Origin of the sequence: Gracilibacillus saliphilus (assembly GCF_010994085.1) — a bacterium.
Lineage (GTDB): Bacteria > Bacillota > Bacilli > Bacillales > Amphibacillaceae > Gracilibacillus > Gracilibacillus lacisalsi.
The window spans coordinates 64,098-83,487 of sequence record NZ_WJEB01000016.1; the positions used below are offsets into that span (position 1 = coordinate 64,098).

General features: G+C 38.9%; 18 protein-coding genes and 1 riboswitch. Of the genes, 1 reads left to right on the top strand and 17 read right to left on the bottom strand.

The features are described 5' to 3' along the window. Positions 1 to 12: 12 nt before the first annotated feature. Genes GHT08_RS12500 through GHT08_RS12510 form a run of 3 tightly spaced genes read right to left on the bottom strand, consistent with a single transcriptional unit; the run spans position 13 to position 2,356 of the window. Positions 13 to 522, bottom strand: coding sequence for a MogA/MoaB family molybdenum cofactor biosynthesis protein (locus GHT08_RS12500; RefSeq protein ID WP_163581731.1), 510 nt, complete (start codon positions 520 to 522; stop codon positions 13 to 15). Positions 523 to 576: 54 nt separating this feature from the next. Next, positions 577 to 1,437 (bottom strand): hypothetical protein, encoded by an 861-nt coding sequence (locus tag GHT08_RS12505; protein ID WP_163581732.1) that lies wholly within the window; start codon positions 1,435 to 1,437, stop codon positions 577 to 579. Beyond that, a complete protein-coding gene (locus tag GHT08_RS12510; RefSeq protein ID WP_163581733.1) occupies positions 1,421 to 2,356 on the bottom strand; it encodes a WD40/YVTN/BNR-like repeat-containing protein in 936 nt (311 codons plus the stop codon). The genes GHT08_RS12505 and GHT08_RS12510 overlap by 17 nt, the downstream gene beginning before the upstream one ends. A gap of 141 nt (positions 2,357 to 2,497) precedes the next feature. On the opposite strand from GHT08_RS12510, the gene GHT08_RS12515 reads away from it, so the two are divergent. Beyond that, on the top strand, positions 2,498 to 3,373 hold the full coding sequence (locus GHT08_RS12515) for a helix-turn-helix transcriptional regulator (protein ID WP_163581734.1): 876 nt from the start codon (positions 2,498 to 2,500) through the stop codon (positions 3,371 to 3,373). Positions 3,374 to 4,201: 828 nt separating this feature from the next. On the opposite strand, the gene GHT08_RS12520 is transcribed toward GHT08_RS12515, so the two are convergent. The 14 genes from GHT08_RS12520 to GHT08_RS12585 form a co-directional block, all read right to left on the bottom strand. After that, positions 4,202 to 5,050, bottom strand: coding sequence for a VOC family protein (locus tag GHT08_RS12520; RefSeq protein WP_163581735.1), 849 nt, complete (start codon positions 5,048 to 5,050; stop codon positions 4,202 to 4,204). Between the two features lie 116 nt (positions 5,051 to 5,166). Then, a complete protein-coding gene (gene purD / locus GHT08_RS12525) occupies positions 5,167 to 6,423 on the bottom strand; it encodes a phosphoribosylamine--glycine ligase (RefSeq protein WP_163581736.1) in 1,257 nt (418 codons plus the stop codon). A 185-nt stretch (positions 6,424 to 6,608) separates the two neighbouring features. Further along, the gene (gene purH / locus GHT08_RS12530; protein ID WP_163581737.1) at positions 6,609 to 8,144 is read right to left on the bottom strand and encodes a bifunctional phosphoribosylaminoimidazolecarboxamide formyltransferase/IMP cyclohydrolase; all 1,536 of its coding nucleotides are present in this window, start codon (positions 8,142 to 8,144) and stop codon (positions 6,609 to 6,611) included. A gap of 2 nt (positions 8,145 to 8,146) precedes the next feature. After that, on the bottom strand, positions 8,147 to 8,719 hold the full coding sequence (purN, locus tag GHT08_RS12535) for a phosphoribosylglycinamide formyltransferase (protein ID WP_163581738.1): 573 nt from the start codon (positions 8,717 to 8,719) through the stop codon (positions 8,147 to 8,149). Continuing rightward, a complete protein-coding gene (purM, locus tag GHT08_RS12540) occupies positions 8,712 to 9,740 on the bottom strand; it encodes a phosphoribosylformylglycinamidine cyclo-ligase (RefSeq protein WP_163581739.1) in 1,029 nt (342 codons plus the stop codon). The genes purN and purM overlap by 8 nt, the downstream gene beginning before the upstream one ends. A gap of 161 nt (positions 9,741 to 9,901) precedes the next feature. Beyond that, positions 9,902 to 11,314, bottom strand: coding sequence for an amidophosphoribosyltransferase (purF, locus tag GHT08_RS12545; RefSeq protein WP_163581740.1), 1,413 nt, complete (start codon positions 11,312 to 11,314; stop codon positions 9,902 to 9,904). Then, entirely contained in the window at positions 11,290 to 13,518 is a 2,229-nt protein-coding gene (gene purL, locus GHT08_RS12550) for a phosphoribosylformylglycinamidine synthase subunit PurL (RefSeq protein WP_163581741.1), read from the bottom strand. The genes purF and purL overlap by 25 nt, the downstream gene beginning before the upstream one ends. Continuing rightward, positions 13,502 to 14,185, bottom strand: a complete 684-nt coding sequence (gene purQ, locus GHT08_RS12555; protein ID WP_163581742.1) for a phosphoribosylformylglycinamidine synthase subunit PurQ — start codon at positions 14,183 to 14,185, stop codon at positions 13,502 to 13,504. Before purQ ends, purL begins: the two co-directional genes overlap by 17 nt. Then, complete coding sequence (gene purS / locus GHT08_RS12560) at positions 14,182 to 14,433, bottom strand: phosphoribosylformylglycinamidine synthase subunit PurS (protein WP_153836399.1); 252 nt, start codon at positions 14,431 to 14,433, stop codon at positions 14,182 to 14,184. Before purS ends, purQ begins: the two co-directional genes overlap by 4 nt. Next, positions 14,430 to 15,143, bottom strand: a complete 714-nt coding sequence (gene purC, locus GHT08_RS12565) for a phosphoribosylaminoimidazolesuccinocarboxamide synthase (protein ID WP_163581743.1) — start codon at positions 15,141 to 15,143, stop codon at positions 14,430 to 14,432. The genes purS and purC overlap by 4 nt, the downstream gene beginning before the upstream one ends. Before the next feature lie 13 nt (positions 15,144 to 15,156). After that, positions 15,157 to 16,452: an adenylosuccinate lyase gene (gene purB, locus GHT08_RS12570; protein ID WP_163581744.1), complete on the bottom strand. Its 1,296-nt coding sequence runs from the start codon at positions 16,450 to 16,452 to the stop codon at positions 15,157 to 15,159. 13 nt (positions 16,453 to 16,465) lie between these two features. Beyond that, positions 16,466 to 17,593 (bottom strand): 5-(carboxyamino)imidazole ribonucleotide synthase, encoded by a 1,128-nt coding sequence (purK, locus tag GHT08_RS12575; protein WP_163581745.1) that lies wholly within the window; start codon positions 17,591 to 17,593, stop codon positions 16,466 to 16,468. After that, positions 17,580 to 18,071 carry a 5-(carboxyamino)imidazole ribonucleotide mutase gene (purE, locus tag GHT08_RS12580; protein WP_163581746.1) on the bottom strand — a complete coding sequence of 164 codons (492 nt, stop codon included), beginning with the start codon at positions 18,069 to 18,071 and terminating at the stop codon, positions 17,580 to 17,582. Before purE ends, purK begins: the two co-directional genes overlap by 14 nt. 281 nt (positions 18,072 to 18,352) lie before the next feature. After that, positions 18,353 to 18,451, bottom strand: a riboswitch (purine riboswitch). A 204-nt stretch (positions 18,452 to 18,655) separates the two neighbouring features. Continuing rightward, on the bottom strand, positions 18,656 to 19,351 hold the full coding sequence (locus GHT08_RS12585; RefSeq protein ID WP_163581747.1) for a hypothetical protein: 696 nt from the start codon (positions 19,349 to 19,351) through the stop codon (positions 18,656 to 18,658). Between the last annotated feature and the right edge of the window lie 39 nt (positions 19,352 to 19,390).

Sequence of the window (19,390 nt, forward strand, 5' to 3'; positions counted from 1 at the left end):
TGATTAGTACCGTTAGATATCCTTATTAATCTCCCTCATAACATGTCCCAATTCTGGAATAATCAATTTTTCCATCGCTAATTTAACAGCTCCTGAGGAACCTGGCGTAGCAAAAATAGCTTTATCCTGCACTACTCCTGCTGTTGCTCGGGAAAGAATCGCTGCTGAACCAATATCTTCGGTGTAACTTAGCATACGAAAAATTTCTCCGAATCCTGGTATTTCTTTATCTAGCATATATTCAATCACTTCAATGGTCACATCACGTTTGGCAATTCCTGTACCGCCATTGATTAAGATTGCATCAATGTCAGTCTGCTGAATACCATTTTCGATCGCTCGTTTAATTTCTGTTTGTTCATCTTTTACAATATCATACGCATTCACTTGATGATGGTGTTCTTCTAAATATTGGTGCATTAGTTTCCCACTTTTATCGGTGTCTTTTGTTCTTGTATCGCTGACGGTAACGATTTTACATCTTACTATTTTAGGTGCTTCTGCTTTGTGTACTTGTGACATGCTATTAAACTCCTTTTTTAGAGAAAGCTGTTTCGTTCATTTTATCATAGAAAACTAGCGTAGCGGTGCCTCTCCTTGGTACTGTAATCGGATTATTTTATTATATACAATTGTTGCTGGGTATAGAATAATTTCACCGGTAGGAGAATCTGTTGTGTTTTGATCAAAGTAAAAATCATCCCCTAATCCAATCGTCCATACAGCTTCGTTATTTTCTACTAACACGATAGCCAATGTACCATATTGATGTACCTGTTCCCATTTAAACAGATGTTGGTCATCATGATGGACGACCATGATCCCCTCTGAACTAGCAGTTACTTCCGTATTCTCCCCTTTCCATTGTCCATGAATTTGAGCTCCAACATAAGAATAGGATAACCCGTCATTTCGATCACCATATGTACCTACAAATTGCTGAATATGATTCTGATTATCTTTATACGTAAAAACAGCAATATCATCCGCTAACCATTTTATCTCTCCTGCAGTAGTAATCGAACTGGGCAATGCTTCTTTCGGACGAGCTAATATCCGATAATAACTACGATAATAGACCGCTTCATTCTTATCGGTATTTTTCTTCAACGAGAAAACTTGCTTCATATCTGGTGAAATACTTGTGATATTTTCAATCTTTTGATTGCTTTGAGACATCAGATAACCATTTACACTAATGATTATTATCGTTATCACGACAAGAATACTATTTCCCATTTTCTTAAATGATAATAGTAACAACAGACTGAGCGCTAGACTAACGGCAATAATCATATTTAAAATATAAAGTAAGCGATTATCAATGTACTCCGCCTGATAGTATGATTGAACAATTAGACTACCTATTTGCAATACGGTTAATGAGGTAGCTATTAACAATAAGCTGATCCCGATCCACTTAACCCATGTCTTCATTTTCCGGCACAACCTCCTCTGCAAACTCCCATGTACGTCCATTATCCATTGAAATAAATTTTGCTCTAATCAATCCATCTTGGTAGTAATCACCATTAGGTCCTTGATCCATTATTAACGCTAGGTGATCCTCTTCTTTATATGGTGCTCTGGCTATGACAAAGACTCTATCATATTGAGAAGGCATATTAAATACTGCCTGTTCCCATGTCTCCCCTTGGTTATTTGTCACATATAAATCAGGCGCCTCAGGGTTTATCGTACCGTAGGACATAAAGCCTGTCTCCTCATTAACAAACCCACCATCCGCTACTAGTCTTGTTGTAGCCGGCATATTGATAGATTTCCAGCTTTCACCTTGATTAGTAGATATATATATCAATGATCTTTCCTGTGACATCGTTCGATTATTAGATAAAATAACATACCAGAATTGATCATCCATGAATTCTATTTTTCTGAACCTGATGACAGGAATCCCATTATCTACAATGCTCTCTTCCCATGTTTCCCCCTGATTCTGTGAATAGATCACTTTTATTCCACCTTCTGAATAAAGAAAAGCAACATTATCCTCCGTTAGAATAAAACTATTTTCGATTAACTCTGTTTCTCCGCCTTGATATTCTCCTTGGAAAAGTAGATTCTTTTCAACAGGAACAGTCGTCCATGTATTACCGTCATCATAAGTCAATTGTAATTCATCATTTTGAAGGCTATAACCTATTGTATCCTCCACATCTACCTTTATCGGATCCAGTGATTCCTTTTCTTCGGGTGTATTGCTTTCCTCTTGTTGTTGGTTCTGTTCAACATTATAGTAAGGTAAAGGGACTGGTTCGCGACTTTGCTCATAAAAAATGGTTAAGATAATCGTTAGAACGATCATACAACTAAGTGCTATTAATACTTTTTGCATAATGTGATCCTCCTTAATCGAATTATACAACATTTTCTTACATTTAAGGGGATTATTAGTTTTTTTCCATATTCGAAGCAAAAAAAATCAAAAAAAGAAAATATTGTGCTTTTATAATGAATGTGTGAGGGGGAATTCATATTGTCATACAATGAAGCAATAAAAAGAACAATTGACTGGATCGAACAGCACCTTCAAAGAGAGATTCATATTGACGATGTTACCAAAGTCAGCCATTTCTCTAGATATCACTTTCATCGTATTTTTCAGAATGAAGTAGGAATATCAGTTGCTTCGTACATTCGATTACGAAGAATCGTTCATGCAGCAATGAAATTACTACATACATCAGATAGAATCCTTGATATTGCATTAACATATCAATTTGAATCTCAAGAAGCATTTACTAGAGCATTTAAGAAAATATATCACCTTCCCCCTGGACAATATCGAAAATTCATGAAGCAAATGATTGTAAAAAAGGAGGAACTTCACATGCATGAAGAAATTAATGGATGGTTTATCAGCGGAAGTCATCCGCACTTTTACAAAAGCGGAATTGATCGCGAACAGGTTCACCAGGGTAATGCTTCTGCTTACTTAGAATCACTTACAGTCGATGAAAACGACCAATTTGCAACACTAATGCGACAAGTTAATGCAGACAAGTACAAAGGAAAAAGAATAAAGCTTTCAGGCTTTATCAAATCTGAAAATGTAGCAACTTTATCAGGTTTGTGGATGAGGGTGAATAGTGCATCAGAGGACCTATTACAATTTGACAACATGCATGATCGTCCCATTACGGGAACAAATAATTGGAATCACTATGCTATCATACTTGATGTTCCGGAAAACAGTGCCACCATCTCATACGGAATTTTACTAACAGGAGCAGGTAAAGTATGGTTGGATGGACTAAAGTTTGAAGAGGTAGATAACAATGTGCCTACAACACATTTAGAGATTAATGTGGTACTGCTGGATGAACCAACCAACCTAAATTTTGAAAAGTAAAAAAAGCTTGGTGCAGACCAAGCTTTTTCTCCTTCTATAGCATTATTTGTGATAGACATATTATTTTGATTTCTCTAATTTCTGTCCTTCATACCGTTTATTATGGATACTTTTTTCGGATTTACCTATTTTCTGTCCTTCATTTCGCTTATGATGGACACTTTTTTCGGGTTCACCTATTTTCTGTCCTTCATTTCGTTTATGATGGACACTTTTTTCGGGTTCACCTATTTTCTGTCCTTCATTTCGCTTATGATGGACACTTTGTTCGGATTCATCTAATTTCTGTCCTTCATTTCGCTTATGATGGACACTTTGTTCGGATTCATCTAATTTCTGTCCTTCATTTCGCTTATGATGGACACTTTGTTCGGATTCATCTAATTTCTGTCCTTCATTTCGCTTATGATGGACACTTTGTTCGGATTCATCTAATTTCTGTCCTTCATTTCGCTTATGATGGACACTTTTTTCGGATTTACCTATTTTCTGTCCTTCATTTTACTTATGATGGACACTTTTTTCGGATTCATCTAATTTCTCTCCTTCATTTCGTTTATGATGGACACTTTTTTCGGACTCATCTAATTTCTGTCCTGCATTTCGCTTGTGATGGATACTTTTTTCGGATGTACCTATTTTCTGTCCTTCATTTCGTTTATGATGGACACTTTTTTCGGATTCATCTAATTTCTCTCCTTCATTTCGTTTATGATGGACACTTTTTTCGGATTCATCTAATTTCTGTCCTTCATTTCGCTTGTGATGGATACTTTTTTCGGATTTACCTATTTTCTGTCCTTCATTTCGTTTATGACATCAGTTGCCTTAAGAAGTAATAATAATCTTATTCCCAGACGGATCTTTCGTAATAGCCTGTTTTTCTTCTTCCTCAACTGAAGCACCAATTGCCTTCAAATTTTGTACCGTATGATGGACCGCTTCTTTTGTTGGATAGCTGATCGTATAAGATTGCAAACCGACACTATTTTCTGAAGGTTGCGGGGCACCTACTCCATTCCATGTGTTCAAACCAATGTGATGATGATACTTCCCTGTTGAGATAAATAATGCTTGATTACCGAATTGGGATACCGTTTCGAAACCTAAACCTTTTTCATAAAAATGTTTGGTATGCTCCATTTCTGCAACATGCAGATGGATATGACCCATCACAGTCTCTTTCGGAAGTCCTTGCCATCCACCTTTTTCTCCTGCTTGTAAAAGATCTTCAAAGTCCAATGGATCGACAGCCATTTCTACTTGATTAGCTTGCCAAGTCCATCCAGCGGGATCTCTGTCACGATAAACTTCAATTCCGTTTCCATCTGGATCTGAGAAGTATAATGCTTCACTTACTAAATGATCAGACGATGCTAAAGGTAAGCCTACATCTATACTATGAAAAACAAAGTTTGCGAGGTCCCTCCTAGTTGGTAGTAATATAGCAAAATGGTACAAACCTGTTGTTCGTGTCTGTTTCGGCTCAGCATTATCGGGTTGTTCTAAGGTAAGAATACTTGTCTTACCATCTGCAGTTAGCTCAGCTGTTGTGTTGTTTTTTTCTAATATATCAAACCCGATAACTTTTTGGTAAAAAGCTATCGATCTAGTTAAATCCTGCACTTTTACGGTGACATTGCTGACAAATGTGATCGGTTTTCGATGAAAATTCATTATTTGTCTCCTTTTTAGGTTATTTTATGTAAGTAATTATACTTTTGTAAGTATGATATATCAAGAAAAAGCTACTAATCTGTCATGAATAGTAGCTTTCCCTTTTGTTCGTTATTTTATTGTTTAGAGAAGCCTATATCTTTTCGATAGAAGAAATCATCGTTTTGATCAAATCGTTCCAAGTATTGATAAATCTCTTTTTGTGCTTGCTCCGGACTGTCCTGGATCGAACCTACCAAAAGAACACGACCACCTTTCGAGGAGAATGAGCCATCTTCTGTACGTCCTGTTCCAGCATGGATTACATAAACTTGATCATCTGCCATAAGATCTGGGAGGCTTACATTTTTAGCATATGAACCAGGATAACCCTTTGAAGCCACTACTGTCCCGATTGCATAGCCTTTCTTCCATTTTAACTGTGGATCTTTTCCAGCGGTGACATCCTCAATCACTTGGATCAAGTCATTTTCCAATAGTGGCAGAACAACTTGTGTTTCTGGGTCACCAAATCTAGCATTAAATTCGATTACTTTAGGTCCTTCCTTCGTCTCAATCAGACCACCATAAAGAACACCGGTATAGGTGCGCCCTTCCTTTTTCATTCCTTTGGCAACAGGCTTTAAGATTTTTTCCACTGTAAACTCAATATGCTTTGGATCTAAATCCGGTACGGGAGAATAAGCCCCCATACCACCCGTGTTTGGCCCTTCATCATTGTCATAGGCGCGTTTATGATCACGAGCAGGAACCATCGGATAGACATTTTCACCATCAACAAAAGCAAAAAGGGAGAATTCTTTTCCTTCTAAATATTCTTCAATCACAACTCTGCTTCCAGCTTCACCAAATTTATTGTCAATCAGCATGTTTTCAACAGCGTCTAACGCTTGGTGCTCTGTCATGGCAACGACTACACCTTTTCCGGCCGCTAGTCCATCTGCCTTAATTACAATTGGTGCACCCTCTTGTTGTATATACGCCTTTGCTTTTTCTACATCAGTAAACGTCTGGTATTTCGCTGTCGGAATATCATATTGTTTCATAAATGCTTTAGCAAAGTCTTTACTTCCCTCGATAAGAGCAGCGTCTTTTTTAGGGCCGAATACTTTTAGATTTTTTTCCTGGAAAGCATCTACTACACCTTTTGTTAAGGGAACTTCAGGACCGACAATCGTCCAATCGATTTGTTCCTTTTGCGCAAATGCCACTAATTCTTCAATTGCATCATCTTTGATTGGCACACATGTGGCATCTTGTGCAATACCGCCATTTCCAGGTGCAGCGAAAATTTCTGTTACACGCTGACTACTCTTTAATTTTTTTACGATGATATGCTCGCGACCACCGCCGCCGATTACTAGTATTTTCATAGGAGGCCTCCTTTTTCTATCTATGAACAAGGGAAGATTCTCATAGACACTTTTTATGGATTTGGGATTATTTTGTCCAAGAGAGTACTTCTCGTGGACACTTTTTGCAGATTTCGCTTTCTTTTGTCCATGAGAATGCTTAATCTGAGAAAAAGGATTCCCAAATTATTGAGAATCCTTTTTGCTTAATGCTTGAAGTGACGCATCTTTGTGAATACCATTGCGATACCGTGTTTGTTGCATTCGTCAATGGAATCTTGGTCACGCTTGGATCCACCTGGTTGAATAATTGCTTTAATCCCTGCTTTTGCAGCATTTTCTACGGTGTCTGGCATTGGGAAGAATGCATCTGATGCCATGACTGCACCTTCTGCTTTTTCTCCTGCCTGCTCAAAGGCAATTCCTGCAGCACCAACACGGTTCATTTGTCCAGCACCAACTCCAAGAGTCTGGTCCCCTTTGGCAACAACAATTGCATTAGACTTCACGTGTTTTACCACTTTCCATGCAAAGAGAAGTTCATCGATTTCTTTTGCATGTGGTTTCCGATCTGTCACAACTTCGATATCTTCGGCTAACACTTTGCCATTGTCTCGGTCTTGAACGAGTAGTCCGCCAATCACGCTGACTACTTTTTTCGTATCATTCTCGTTTACTTGCATTGGTGTTTCCAGTAAACGAATGTTCTTTTTCACTGTTAGAATCTCGAGAGCTTTCTCAGAAAAGCTTGGCGCAATGACGATTTCTAAGAAAATTTCTTTCAATTGGTTGGCAGTAGCTTCGTCGACTTCACGGTTTAATGCTACAATACCACCGAAAATCGATACCGGATCACCGGCATAAGCCTTTTTGAAGGCATCAGAAATTGAGTCACCGATACCAACTCCACACGGATTCATATGTTTTACGGCTACCGCTGCTGGTTGTTCAGGAAATTCAAGTACCACCTCTAAAGCGGCATTCGCATCTTGAATATTGTTATATGATAATTCTTTACCATGTAATTGTTTTGCATTGGCGATAGACGCGCCTTTTACATTACCTTCTTTGTAAAATGCCGCTTTTTGATGTGGATTTTCACCATAGCGAAGGGATTGAACTTTTTCGAAAGTTTGAGTAAATGTTTCCGGATCCTCTTCACCTGTAATATCGACAAAATAGTTCGCAATCATTGCATCATAGTTTGCGGTATGACGGAACACTTTTGCCGCTAGTTGTTTACGAAACTCAACTGTTCCACCATTATTGCCTAAGTTGTCTAACACCGCATCATAATCAGATGGATCCACTACTACCGTGACATCACGGAAGTTTTTCGATGCAGATCGTAGCATCGTTGGACCGCCAATATCAATATTTTCAATTGCATCCTCTTCTGTTACATCTTCTTTTGCAATCGTTTCTTTAAACGGATAAAGATTAACAACGACAACATCAATCGGTGTGATGTCACGCTCTTCTAATTGCTTGACATGTGACTCTTGGTCTCGACGTGCAAGAAGTCCCGCATGGATATATGGGTGTAACGTTTTAACACGACCATCTAAGATTTCATCAAAATTGGTGATTTCCGAAACACCTTTTGCAGGTAATCCAGCATCTTGTAATGCTCTTAATGTACCACCTGTTGAGATTAATTCATAACCTAATTTATCTAATCCTTCTGCAAAAGGAACTAAATTGCTTTTGTCAGAAACACTTAGTAATGCACGTTTTTTCAACGTTATTCTCCTCTCGTGATCAGTTTTTGAATCGTAGCTGGATAAAGCTGATGTTCTACTTGCTGAATGGCTTTTTGCAATTCTTCCCTTGTCATGCCGTCTTCAACATCTACCGCTTGTTGTGCAATAATTTTTCCCGTATCCATACCTGAATCGACGTAATGAACCGTAACACCTGACACTTTTACGGCCGCATCAAATGCTTGTCCGATAGCGTCCAATCCTGGAAAGGCTGGTAAAAGCGAAGGATGAATATTAATGATCTTCCCTTCAAAGGGACGTAATAAAGTGTCACCAATTAAGCGCATGTAGCCTGCAAGGATGATCCAATCGATTTTTTCTGTTTGGAGCACTTCCACTATTTTCGCTTCGAACATCTGCTTATTTCGATATTGCTTTGGATCAAATACAAAAGCAGGTGTTCCATTTTGCTTTGCCTTCTCTACTACTTTTGCATTCGGTTTATCACAAACAAGTAAGGCTATTTCCGCTTCAAGTGTACCATTTTTCGTTGCTTCGATAATAGCATCGTAATTACTGCCGGCACCTGATGCAAACACCGCTAATTTATTCATTAGAGAATGTCACCCCAGTTTCTTCTGTCACCTCTCCGATAATAGCTGCTTGTTCATCGATATCTTTTAATAATTGAAGTGCCATATCTGCTTCATGTGCCTCAACGATAACCGCCATGCCGATACCCATATTGAAGACACCGTACATCTCTTCTTCTTGTAAATCTGCTTGTTTTTGTAAGTAATCAAATATAGCTGGCTTTTGCCATGATCCTTTCTCGATTCTTACACCAAGATGTTCTGGAATAGCACGTGGTAAATTCTCATAGAAGCCACCACCAGTGATATGACTAATCCCTTTGATCGTGAGGTCTAATTTTAATTGTTGGATTGCTTTCGTGTAAATTTTTGTTGGTTCTAAAAGTGCTTCGCCTAATGTTTTGCTCAACTCTGGTACTTGATCTTGGTAATGTAACCCTTTATCATCAATTATTTTACGGACTAAGGAAAAACCGTTGGAGTGTACTCCTGATGAAGTCAAACCAATGATTTTATCACCAGCTTCTATCTTTTCCCCAGTAATAATTTGTTTTTTATCCGCAATTCCAACAACAAAGCCTGCGAGATCATATTCATCCTCACTGTACATGCCTGGCATTTCTGCTGTTTCGCCACCAATTAGTGCAGCACCGGATTGGACACAACCATCTGTTATGCCTTTTACAATTTGCTCGATTTTTTCTGGCTGGTTCTTACCACAAGCAATATAATCTAAGAAAAAGAGTGGGTCGGCACCTTGGGCAACAATATCATTGACACACATAGCTACAAGATCGACGCCAACCGTGTCATGTTTATCCAACATAAAGGCAAGCTTCAGTTTTGTTCCGACACCATCTGTTCCAGAAACTAAGACTGGTTCTTCATATGAGAATTTACTTAAGTCAAACAGGCCGGCGAAAGCACCGACTCCTCCGATCACTTCAGGGCGATTCGTCTTTGCGATATGTTTTTTCATTAAATCAACTGCTTTGTATCCTGCGTTCACATCGACGCCTGCATCTTTATAGATATCACTCATTCCTATAGACTCCTTTTTGGTGCGGAATTTTTATTGTCTGATTTTATTGGACACTTTTCATTGTTTATTGGACACTTTTCAACATTTACTGGACATTTTTTGCTATTTATTGGACACTTTCCAGAAGTTATTGGACACTTTCGCCCATTTACTGGACACTTTTATTCTTTATAAGCAGGAATTACGGTATCTGGATAGATTTCGGTCGGGTAATTTCCTGTAAAACATGCTTGGCACACACCATGTTGCATACGATCACGGTCCTCTACGATTGAAATTTCCAATCCTTCTGTTGATAAAAAGGATAAGCTGTCTGCTCCGATAATTTCGCGCATTTCTTCGATCGTATTATTTGCTGCGATTAACTCTCCCTTTGTCGATGTATCAATACCGTAGTAGCACGGATTTTGAATTGGAGGAGACGCGATTCGAACATGTACTTCTGTGGCTCCTGCTTCTTTTAATAATCGAACTATTCGCCGACTTGTTGTGCCACGGACGATTGAATCATCTACCATAACGACACGCTTTCCTTCTACAATCCCTCGTACGGCGGATAATTTCATTTTTACACCTTGCTCGCGTAGTTCTTGTGATGGTTGGATAAACGTTCGACCGACATAGCGGTTTTTGATTAAGCCTAACTCATATGGAATACCAGTTGCTTCAGAAAAACCGATTGCTGCTGATATACTGGAATCCGGTACACCTGTGACAACATCTGCTTCAATTGGTGCTTCATTTGCTAATTGTTTTCCCATTGTTTTTCGACTAGCATGAACATTCTTCTCATTTAAGTCACTATCAGGGCGAGAAAAATAGACATATTCCATTGAGCAAAGGGTACGTTGTAATGGTGACGTGAATTCTTTCGTTCGGAAGCCATCTTCGTCGATGATAATCAATTCACCAGGACGTACTTCGCGCACATATGTTGCACCAATTAGATCAAAAGCACAAGTCTCAGAAGCTACAACATATGCATCACCTAAACGTCCGATTGATAATGGTCGTAAACCGCGTGGGTCTAATCCAACAAACATTTGATCCTCTGTCAAAATCGAAAAAGCATATGCTCCCTTAATCATTCCTAATGCTGAGGCGATAGCGTCTTCTAACGGAAGATGACCACTCCGCTTAATCAAGTGTGCAATCACCTCGGTATCAGATGTTGTTTGTAGAATACTACCTTGTGCTTCAAGTTGACTTTTCAATTGATGTGCATTTACTAAATTACCATTGTGTGCTAGTGCCATACTTGTCGTTTGAGAACGGAAGACTAATGGTTGGACATTTTCAAAACCACCGCCACCCTGTGTTGCATAACGAACATGACCGATTGCTGCGTGCCCCTGCAGGCGGGAAAACTGATCTTCTGAAAAGACATCATTAACAAGACCGACACCTTTGTGAACATTTAATTTCTCACCATCTGTTGTGACAATACCGGCACCTTCTTGACCACGATGCTGGAGTGCATGCAGACCATAATAGGTCATTTCGGCTGCTTTTTCATGTCCCCAGATCGCAAATACACCACACTCTTCATTTAAGCCTTTGATTTCAGCAAGCACGGGATAGCTCCTTTCCACAGTTGTTGTAATGATCTTACATCTTCTGTGATTGCTTCTGTTTCTCCGTTTTGAACCACTAGTTTATTCGTATTTGTTACTGTTCCTAATAATGCTGCATCTTCTACTTTAGCTTCGAACGTTTCACGATCTTTCTCTGGAATCGATACGATGAAACGTGATTGTGTTTCACTAAACAATACCGTTGTTAAATCTCCTTCTACTTGGACGTCTACACCAAGACCTTTATCAGTAAAAAGGGATTCTGCTAATGCAACACCAAGTCCACCTTCTGCAATATCATGAGCTGAGGAAACAAGGCCAGCACGGATCGCAGCTAATAATTGCTCTTGATGTTTTGCTTCTATTTCTAAATCAATCGCTGGCGCTTTACCGAAATATTTACCTTCCAAAAGGTTTTGTAATTCACTACCACCGAATTCTGCTTCTGTCTCACCAATTACATAAATCAAATCACCTTCCTGTTGGAAATGGGACGGTGTAATGTGGTCAAGCGATTCATGTAATCCCACCATCCCAACAACTGGAGTTGGGAAAATTGCCTGACCATTTGATTCATTGTAAAGCGAAACATTACCGCTAATAACAGGGGTGTTTAGCTTTTGACTTGCTGCACTCATACCTTCTACACTTTTCTCCATTTGCCAGAAGTTTTCTGGTTTATCCGGATTACCAAAGTTTAATCCGTCTGTAAGTGCTAATGGTTTCGCACCAGATGCAACAATATTTCGTGCTGCTTCTGCAACCGCAATTTTGCCGCCTGCCTCTGGATCTAAATGAATATACCGAGAATTACAGTCCGTTGTCATCGCAATAGCTTTGTCATATCCGCGAACACGGACAACTGCCGCATCTGAACCTGGAGAGAATACGGTGTTCGCCTGTACCATTGAATCATATTGATCATAAACATATTCTTTACTTGCGATCGTTGGTTGCTGTAATAACTTCTTCAATGTTTCTGCATGATCTTTCACTTCTGGAATATATGCAGGCATTCTTTGGTATTCTTCATAAAAGCTTGGTACTTTCGATTCTTTATGGAAAATCGGTGCATCCTCTGCTAAATTATCAACAGGAATGTCTGCCACAACTTCTCCTTTATGCAATAAACGGAACATTTTATCATTGGTAACATGACCTACTGCTACCGCTTCTAATCCATATTTCTTGAAAATATCAACAATTTCTTGTTCCTCACCTTTTTTTACGCATAATAGCATACGTTCTTGTGACTCTGACAGCATCATTTCGTACGCTGTCATGTTTTCTTCACGCTGCGGGATTAGATCTAGGTTCATTTCCATTCCCATGCCAGCTTTACTCGCCATTTCACTTGCGGATGAAGTAAGTCCAGCTGCCCCCATATCTTGAATGCCAACTAATGCGTCAGAATGAATTACTTCCAAACATGCCTCAATTAATAATTTTTCCATAAAAGGGTCGCCAACTTGTACATTGGAACGTTTGCTTTCAGAGTCTTCAGATAAATCTTCCGAAGCGAATGTTGCACCATGGATTCCGTCACGACCTGTTTTCGAACCAACATACATAATCGTGTTTCCAAGTCCTGATGCGATCCCTTTTTGAATATCTTTCGTATCAATTAAACCGACACACATTGCATTAACAAGTGGATTACCTTCATAACAATCATCGAATTGTACTTCTCCTCCGACAGTTGGTACTCCTACACAGTTACCATAGCCGGCGATTCCGTGAACCACTTCATCAAAAAGATATTTAACCCGACCAGTGTTAAGATTACCGAAACGTAATGAGTTCAAAGAGGCAATCGGACGAGCCCCCATCGAGAAAACGTCACGGATAATACCACCGACACCTGTTGCCGCCCCTTGATACGGCTCTACTGCTGAAGGGTGGTTATGGCTTTCCACTTTAAATACGACACCTTGGCCATCACCGATATCAACAACTCCGGCACCTTCACCAGGACCTTGCACAACTTGTGGTCCTTCCGTCGGAAATTTCTTTAATAATGGTTTAGAAGTTTTATAACTGCAGTGTTCCGACCACATTACCGAGAAAATACCGATTTCAGTAAAGTTAGGGCGACGACCCATAATATCTTTAATCATGTCATACTCTTTATCTGTTAATCCCATTTCCTGATAGACTTTATCTTGTTCTATCCATTCAGGAGTAATTTCAGGCGCCTGCAACATAACGTTCCCTCCAGTTTTCTAGCATTGATTGGAATAGTTTAAAACCGTCATCACTATTTAAAATCGCTTCTACTGCACGTTCCGGGTGTGGCATCATTCCTAATACATTACCTTGTTCATTGGTGATTCCGGCAATATCACTAACAGAACCATTCGGATTATTTTGGTACGTAAAGACGATTTGATTGTTTTCTTTTAATCTTGCAAGTGTCTCTTCATCACAATAATAGTTTCCATCATGATGTGCGATCGGAATCGAGACAACTTCGTCTTTTTCATATTTCGAGGTAAAAAGGGTATCATTGTTTTCCACTATTAAGTTTTCAAAATGACACATAAATTTCAGATTCTTATTGCGTAGCATTGCACCTGGCAATAAACCTGATTCTAGTAATATTTGAAACCCATTGCAGACACCGAGAATCGGAACTCCTTTGTCTGCTTGTTCTCGTAATTGCACGACAATATCGGATGTAGAAGCAATTGCGCCAGAACGAAGATAATCACCGTAAGAGAAGCCACCAGGGATTAAAATCGCATCATAACCTTCCAAGTTTGCTTCCTGGTACCAAAGCATATCTGCTTCTTCACCCAGTGCATCCTTTGCTGCATAATACATATCGCGGTCACAGTTAGATCCAGGAAAGACAATTACAGCAAATTTCACTGAGCAACCCCCTCTTCTACTGTATATTTATAATTTTCGATAACTGGATTTGCGAGTAGCTTGTTACACATTTCCTCGATTTCTGCTTCAATATTTGCATCATCGTTCACTGTTAATTCTAAATATTTCCCAACACGAACTTCCTTCACATTGTCATAGCCTAATGTATTTAAAGATCCTTGAACTGCTTTACCCTGTGGGTCTAATACACCCTCTTTTAATGTAATGTGTACTTTTACTAGTTTCATTGTTTTGCCTCCAGTCTCGATAATATATTGTCATATACAGTAACTAAATCACCTAAATCTTCACGAAATACGTCTTTGTCCATCTTCTCACCTGTTGCGATATCCCAAAGACGGCAAGTGTCAGGACTCACTTCGTCTGATAGCACAATTTCCCCGCTAGCATTGCGTCCAAATTCCAATTTGAAATCGACAAGCTGTAAATTGATTTCTTTGAAGAAAGCTTGCAATTGCTCATTTACTTGAAGGGCCATTTTTTTAATTTTTACAAGGTCTGCTTCGTTTACATCTGTTAAAAGCAATGCATGATCATCATTGATTAACGGATCACCAAGCTCATCTTTTTTATAAAAAAGTTCCACTAACGGCGGATCAAAAATCGTTTTCTCTTTAATGCCCGTACGGCGGACGATACTTCCCGCCGCAACATTCCGAATGACAACCTCAAGCGGAATAATCGTTGTTTTTTCTACTAATTGTTCCGTTTCATTTAATGCTTCTTTAAAATGACTATTAATCCCTTTTTGATGGAGATATTCGAATACTTTAGCAGAAATTAAATTATTATAGCGTCCTTTCCCTTGAAATTCCGCTTTTTTCTCGCCATTAAAGGCTGTTGCATCATTTTTGTAAGACAGGACTAATAAATTCGGATTATCCGCTACCGTAAATACTTGCTTTGCTTTTCCTTCATATAACAGCTTGTCTTTCATTGGATTCCTCTCCTTATGCCAGGCCTATTTTTTTGAAAATCTGATCAACGTTTTTTAAATGGTACGTGTAATCAAAGCAATCATCTAACTGTTCTTTCGATAATGTACTATTGATACGATCTTCTTGTTCGATCAGCTGACGGAATGGTGTTGCTGTCTCCCATGCCTGCATCGCATTCGGTTGTACAATGTCATATGCTTCTTCACGACTCATACCTTGATCAATCAAAGAAAGCAATACGCGTTGTGAGAAAATGACACCGTACGTGCGATCAATATTCCGTTTCATATTTTCCGGGAATACCGTTAAGTTTTTCACGATATTACCAAATCTGTTCAACATATAATTCAAGGCTATTGTTGCATCTGGTAAAATGACACGTTCTGCAGAAGAGTGAGAAATATCACGTTCATGCCATAAGGACACATTTTCGTACGATGTCATCATATAACCACGGATAACACGAGCCATCCCCGTCATGTTTTCAGATCCGATTGGGTTACGTTTATGCGGCATTGCGGATGAACCTTTTTGACCTTTCGCAAAAAATTCTTCCACTTCTCTTGTTTCTGTTTTTTGCAAACCGCGGATCTCGGTTGCGAATTTTTCGATAGAGCTTGCAACTAATGCCAGTGCGGACATATATTGCGCATGACGATCACGCTGTAATGTTTGGGTAGAAACCGGTGCTGGCTGCAACCCTAATTGTTCACAAACATATTTCTCAACGAACGGATCGATATTTGCATAGGTACCAACTGCACCTGATAATTTCCCTGTTTCAATTACTTTTGCTGCCGCATCAAAGCGTTCAAGATTACGTTTCATTTCTTCGTACCATAGTGCCATTTTTAAGCCAAAAGTTGTCGGTTCAGCATGTACACCATGTGTACGACCCATCATAACGGTATTTTTATGCTCGATTGCTTTCTCTTTTAAAATTTCAATAAAGTTTACAATATCACGACGGATAATTTGATTTGCTTGTTTTAACATATATGAAAGTGCGGTATCGACAACGTCTGTTGAAGTAAGACCGTAGTGTACCCATTTTTTCTCTTCACCTAATGTTTCCGAAACAGCGCGAGTGAATGCTACCACATCATGGCGAGTCTCTTGTTCGATTTCAGAAATACGTTCGATATTAAAAGATGCATTTTCTCTAATTTTTTTGACATCTTCTTTTGGGATGATCCCTAATTCACTCCATGCTTCACATGCTAATATTTCCACCTCAAGCCATGCGTTAAAGCGATTCTCATCAGTCCAGATCTTGCCCATTTCTTCTCTTGTATAACGTTCGATCATAAAATGTTTCCTCCTAGTTTTCGATTATCTTTTTTTCCACTAGTTTATTATATATGATTAAAGGATTGTCCCCAATAAAAGTTACATGCCCCATTTTACGCAATGGCTTGTTTTCTGCTTTTCCGTACATATGAATATGTGCATGTGGATGATCATCTAATTGATTGAAAAAAGGCTCTACATCTTTTCCTAGTAAGTTAACCATTACTGCTCCACCATGAGAGTGAACAGGTATTAATGGTAATCCGCAAATTGCACGAACATGTTGCTCAAATTGCGAGACATCACATGCTTCAATCGTAAAATGCCCTGAGTTATGTGGTCTTGGTGCTAATTCATTGATTAAGATATCTTCTCCACAAACGAACATTTCGATGGCGAATGTGCCAACAACACCGATCGTTTCTCCGATAGCTTTTGCCGCTTGCCGAGCTTTTTTAGCAATCTGTTCAGAAACTCGAGCAGGTGCAATTGTTGCGTGTAAAATATGATCCCGATGGATATTTTCGGCTACTGGAAAATAAGTGATTTCTCCTGCTAGTGATCTTGTAAAAACAATCGAGATTTCTTTATCAAAAGGTACCCATTTTTCTATAATTAAACGATCTGCTTGTTGTAACATTTCAACTGCGGTTTCAATGTCTGTTTTATTAGAAAGTTTCACTTGACCCTTTCCGTCATATCCTCCACGGCATGTTTTGGCAACAGATGGATAACCAATTTGTTCAACTGCTGTTTGTAATTCTTCGGGGGTTGTGACAATTGCAAAATCGGCAACTGGCTGATTACTATCAACCATTGCTTTTTTCTCTAATTCACGGTCTTGAGTAACCTTCAGCGAGTTTGCCCCCTGTGGAAGAATTCCGGCGTCTTCTATAATTTGTGCTGCTGTTAAATCAACATTCTCAAATTCGTATGTCACAACATCACTTTTCTCAGCAAGTTCTCTGACAGCGTCTAAATCATCATAAGCTGCGACTATTTGCTCGTCAGCTACTTGTGCAGTTGGGCAATCTGGAGTAGGATCGAGAACCATAACACGATATCCCATATGCTTAGCTACTGTTGTCATCATTCGTCCTAGCTGGCCACCACCAATAATTCCGATAGTAGATCCGAATAATAATTTATTGTTCTGCAAGATTGTCCCTCATTTCTGCCACTTTTTCTTTTAATTGATTTTGATGATCGGCTAATCGTGCTGCGGTTTCTTGATTGTTTGTGCCAATGATTTGCGCTGCGAGAATGCCTGCATTTTTCGCTCCTGCTTTACCGATGGCGACAGTGGCGACTGGTACTCCACCCGGCATTTGTAAGATAGAATAGAGTGAATCAACACCGCTGAGTGTGCTTGTTTTCACTGGTACACCGATGACTGGCAAGGTTGTTTTGGATGCGACCATGCCTGGTAAGTGTGCTGCACCACCTGCTCCTGCGATGATTACTTTTAATCCTCTATCACGTGCAGTTTCGGCATATTCAAACATATCTTCCGGCGTTCTATGCGCAGAGATGACTTCTTTCTCATAACTAATGCCTAGCTCTTCTAACGCTTCACAAGTATGTTTCATCGTTTCCCAATCCGATATGCTCCCCATAATAACACCAACTTGTGCCATACAATTCCCACTTCCCTCTATTTAATATCTGTTTGAAGCTTATAATTAGTATATACTGCAATTAACATGAACTTTGATACATTCACGGACATCTACTCCGCTATTCAAGGAAAATACCGTTTATTTAAACAGAAAGGAACTGAATAAGGGATTAAATGTCCACTCCGTTCATCGAAATTAATAAATCATTGGATACAAAAAAAACTATCCATTTCTCTATCAGGAGAGAAGATGAATAGGTGGTGATTCCATAACTATCCTGATGATTTTTCTTGATAAAATCATCGGTCATCTTCCCTCATAGTCCATCATTTACGGTGATGGGTAGAAACTTTTGAGCCGTATTCTCAAATTATATGAGGTCGTTACTTTGTTAGGTTTTTTTACTACACTGTTATGATAACAAGAGCACTCGAATTCTGTCAACAAAAAATCGAACATTAAAATAATAGTTTATATCAATGTTCGGTTTTTAAGAAAACAAGAGTCTGAATTCTATTCAATAGGAAGCAAACAAGAGTGATACCAGTTTAAATGCTAAAAACAAGAGCTTGCTGCCTCTTTGGCCATACAAGCTCCTGTTTTTATATCGTCCATTCATCATTCACCAATGCAATGAGTTTCCATTCATCTTGTTCATTTGGCTCAAAAACGACATGCAAGCTGCTCCAATCTAACTCTTCCTGACCTTCTTTATAAAATTCTACTTGATGCGAATCTGGAAAGAATTCTTTAATATTATTGACCATATTTCCACGGCTATCCGTGTTATCAAACGTTATCTCATCCGGATTAAGGTAATCAGCTTGATAGACATACTCTTCATGATATTCGACTGGAGTTAACTCAATAGGAAATCCACTACCATCTTCCACACCCCATACATACTCTTCTGTATCTTCCTTGAATGCTGCTACTTCGCTTGGCTCAAAAACAAGATCATCTTCACTCACATTAACATATGGAGAATATAAGAGTCCCTTCTCCTCATGTACATAGTTTGCAAGCTCTTCAAAGTTTTGATTTGCTAATAATTCTATAATTTGATTTGCTTGCTCCTTTAATTTCGTTTCAACGTCTTCTTCTTTCTCTTTCTCTTCTTCACCTTTCTTATTTAAAAACACCGGAACAGCTTCCTGCTTGTGATACTTCGTAAATGTCCTTGTTTCAACTGCACTTACTGAATTTGCATCTCTAGAATTAAGAATACCTGTGTAATTCAAAGTCATAATTATTACTAAAAGAAAAACTACAGCTATCCCCCATCTAAAACGATTCATAATCATCCTCCTTTAAATAGTTACAATCATTCAAAATTA

Coding starts and splice junctions, on each gene's coding strand:
- GHT08_RS12500 (WP_163581731.1), bottom strand. CDS start 522: ATGTCACAAGTACACAAAGCAGAAGCACCTAAAATAGTAAGATGTAAA.
- GHT08_RS12505 (WP_163581732.1), bottom strand. CDS start 1,437: ATGAAGACATGGGTTAAGTGGATCGGGATCAGCTTATTGTTAATAGCT.
- GHT08_RS12510 (WP_163581733.1), bottom strand. CDS start 2,356: ATGCAAAAAGTATTAATAGCACTTAGTTGTATGATCGTTCTAACGATT.
- GHT08_RS12520 (WP_163581735.1), bottom strand. CDS start 5,050: ATGAATTTTCATCGAAAACCGATCACATTTGTCAGCAATGTCACCGTA.
- purD (WP_163581736.1), bottom strand. CDS start 6,423: ATGAAAATACTAGTAATCGGCGGCGGTGGTCGCGAGCATATCATCGTA.
- purN (WP_163581738.1), bottom strand. CDS start 8,719: ATGAATAAATTAGCGGTGTTTGCATCAGGTGCCGGCAGTAATTACGAT.
- purM (WP_163581739.1), bottom strand. CDS start 9,740: ATGAGTGATATCTATAAAGATGCAGGCGTCGATGTGAACGCAGGATAC.
- purL (WP_163581741.1), bottom strand. CDS start 13,518: ATGTTGCAGGCGCCTGAAATTACTCCTGAATGGATAGAACAAGATAAA.
- purS (WP_153836399.1), bottom strand. CDS start 14,433: ATGAAACTAGTAAAAGTACACATTACATTAAAAGAGGGTGTATTAGAC.
- purC (WP_163581743.1), bottom strand. CDS start 15,143: ATGAAAGACAAGCTGTTATATGAAGGAAAAGCAAAGCAAGTATTTACG.
- purB (WP_163581744.1), bottom strand. CDS start 16,452: ATGATCGAACGTTATACAAGAGAAGAAATGGGCAAGATCTGGACTGAT.
- purE (WP_163581746.1), bottom strand. CDS start 18,071: ATGGCACAAGTTGGTGTTATTATGGGGAGCATATCGGATTGGGAAACG.
- GHT08_RS12585 (WP_163581747.1), bottom strand. CDS start 19,351: ATGAATCGTTTTAGATGGGGGATAGCTGTAGTTTTTCTTTTAGTAATA.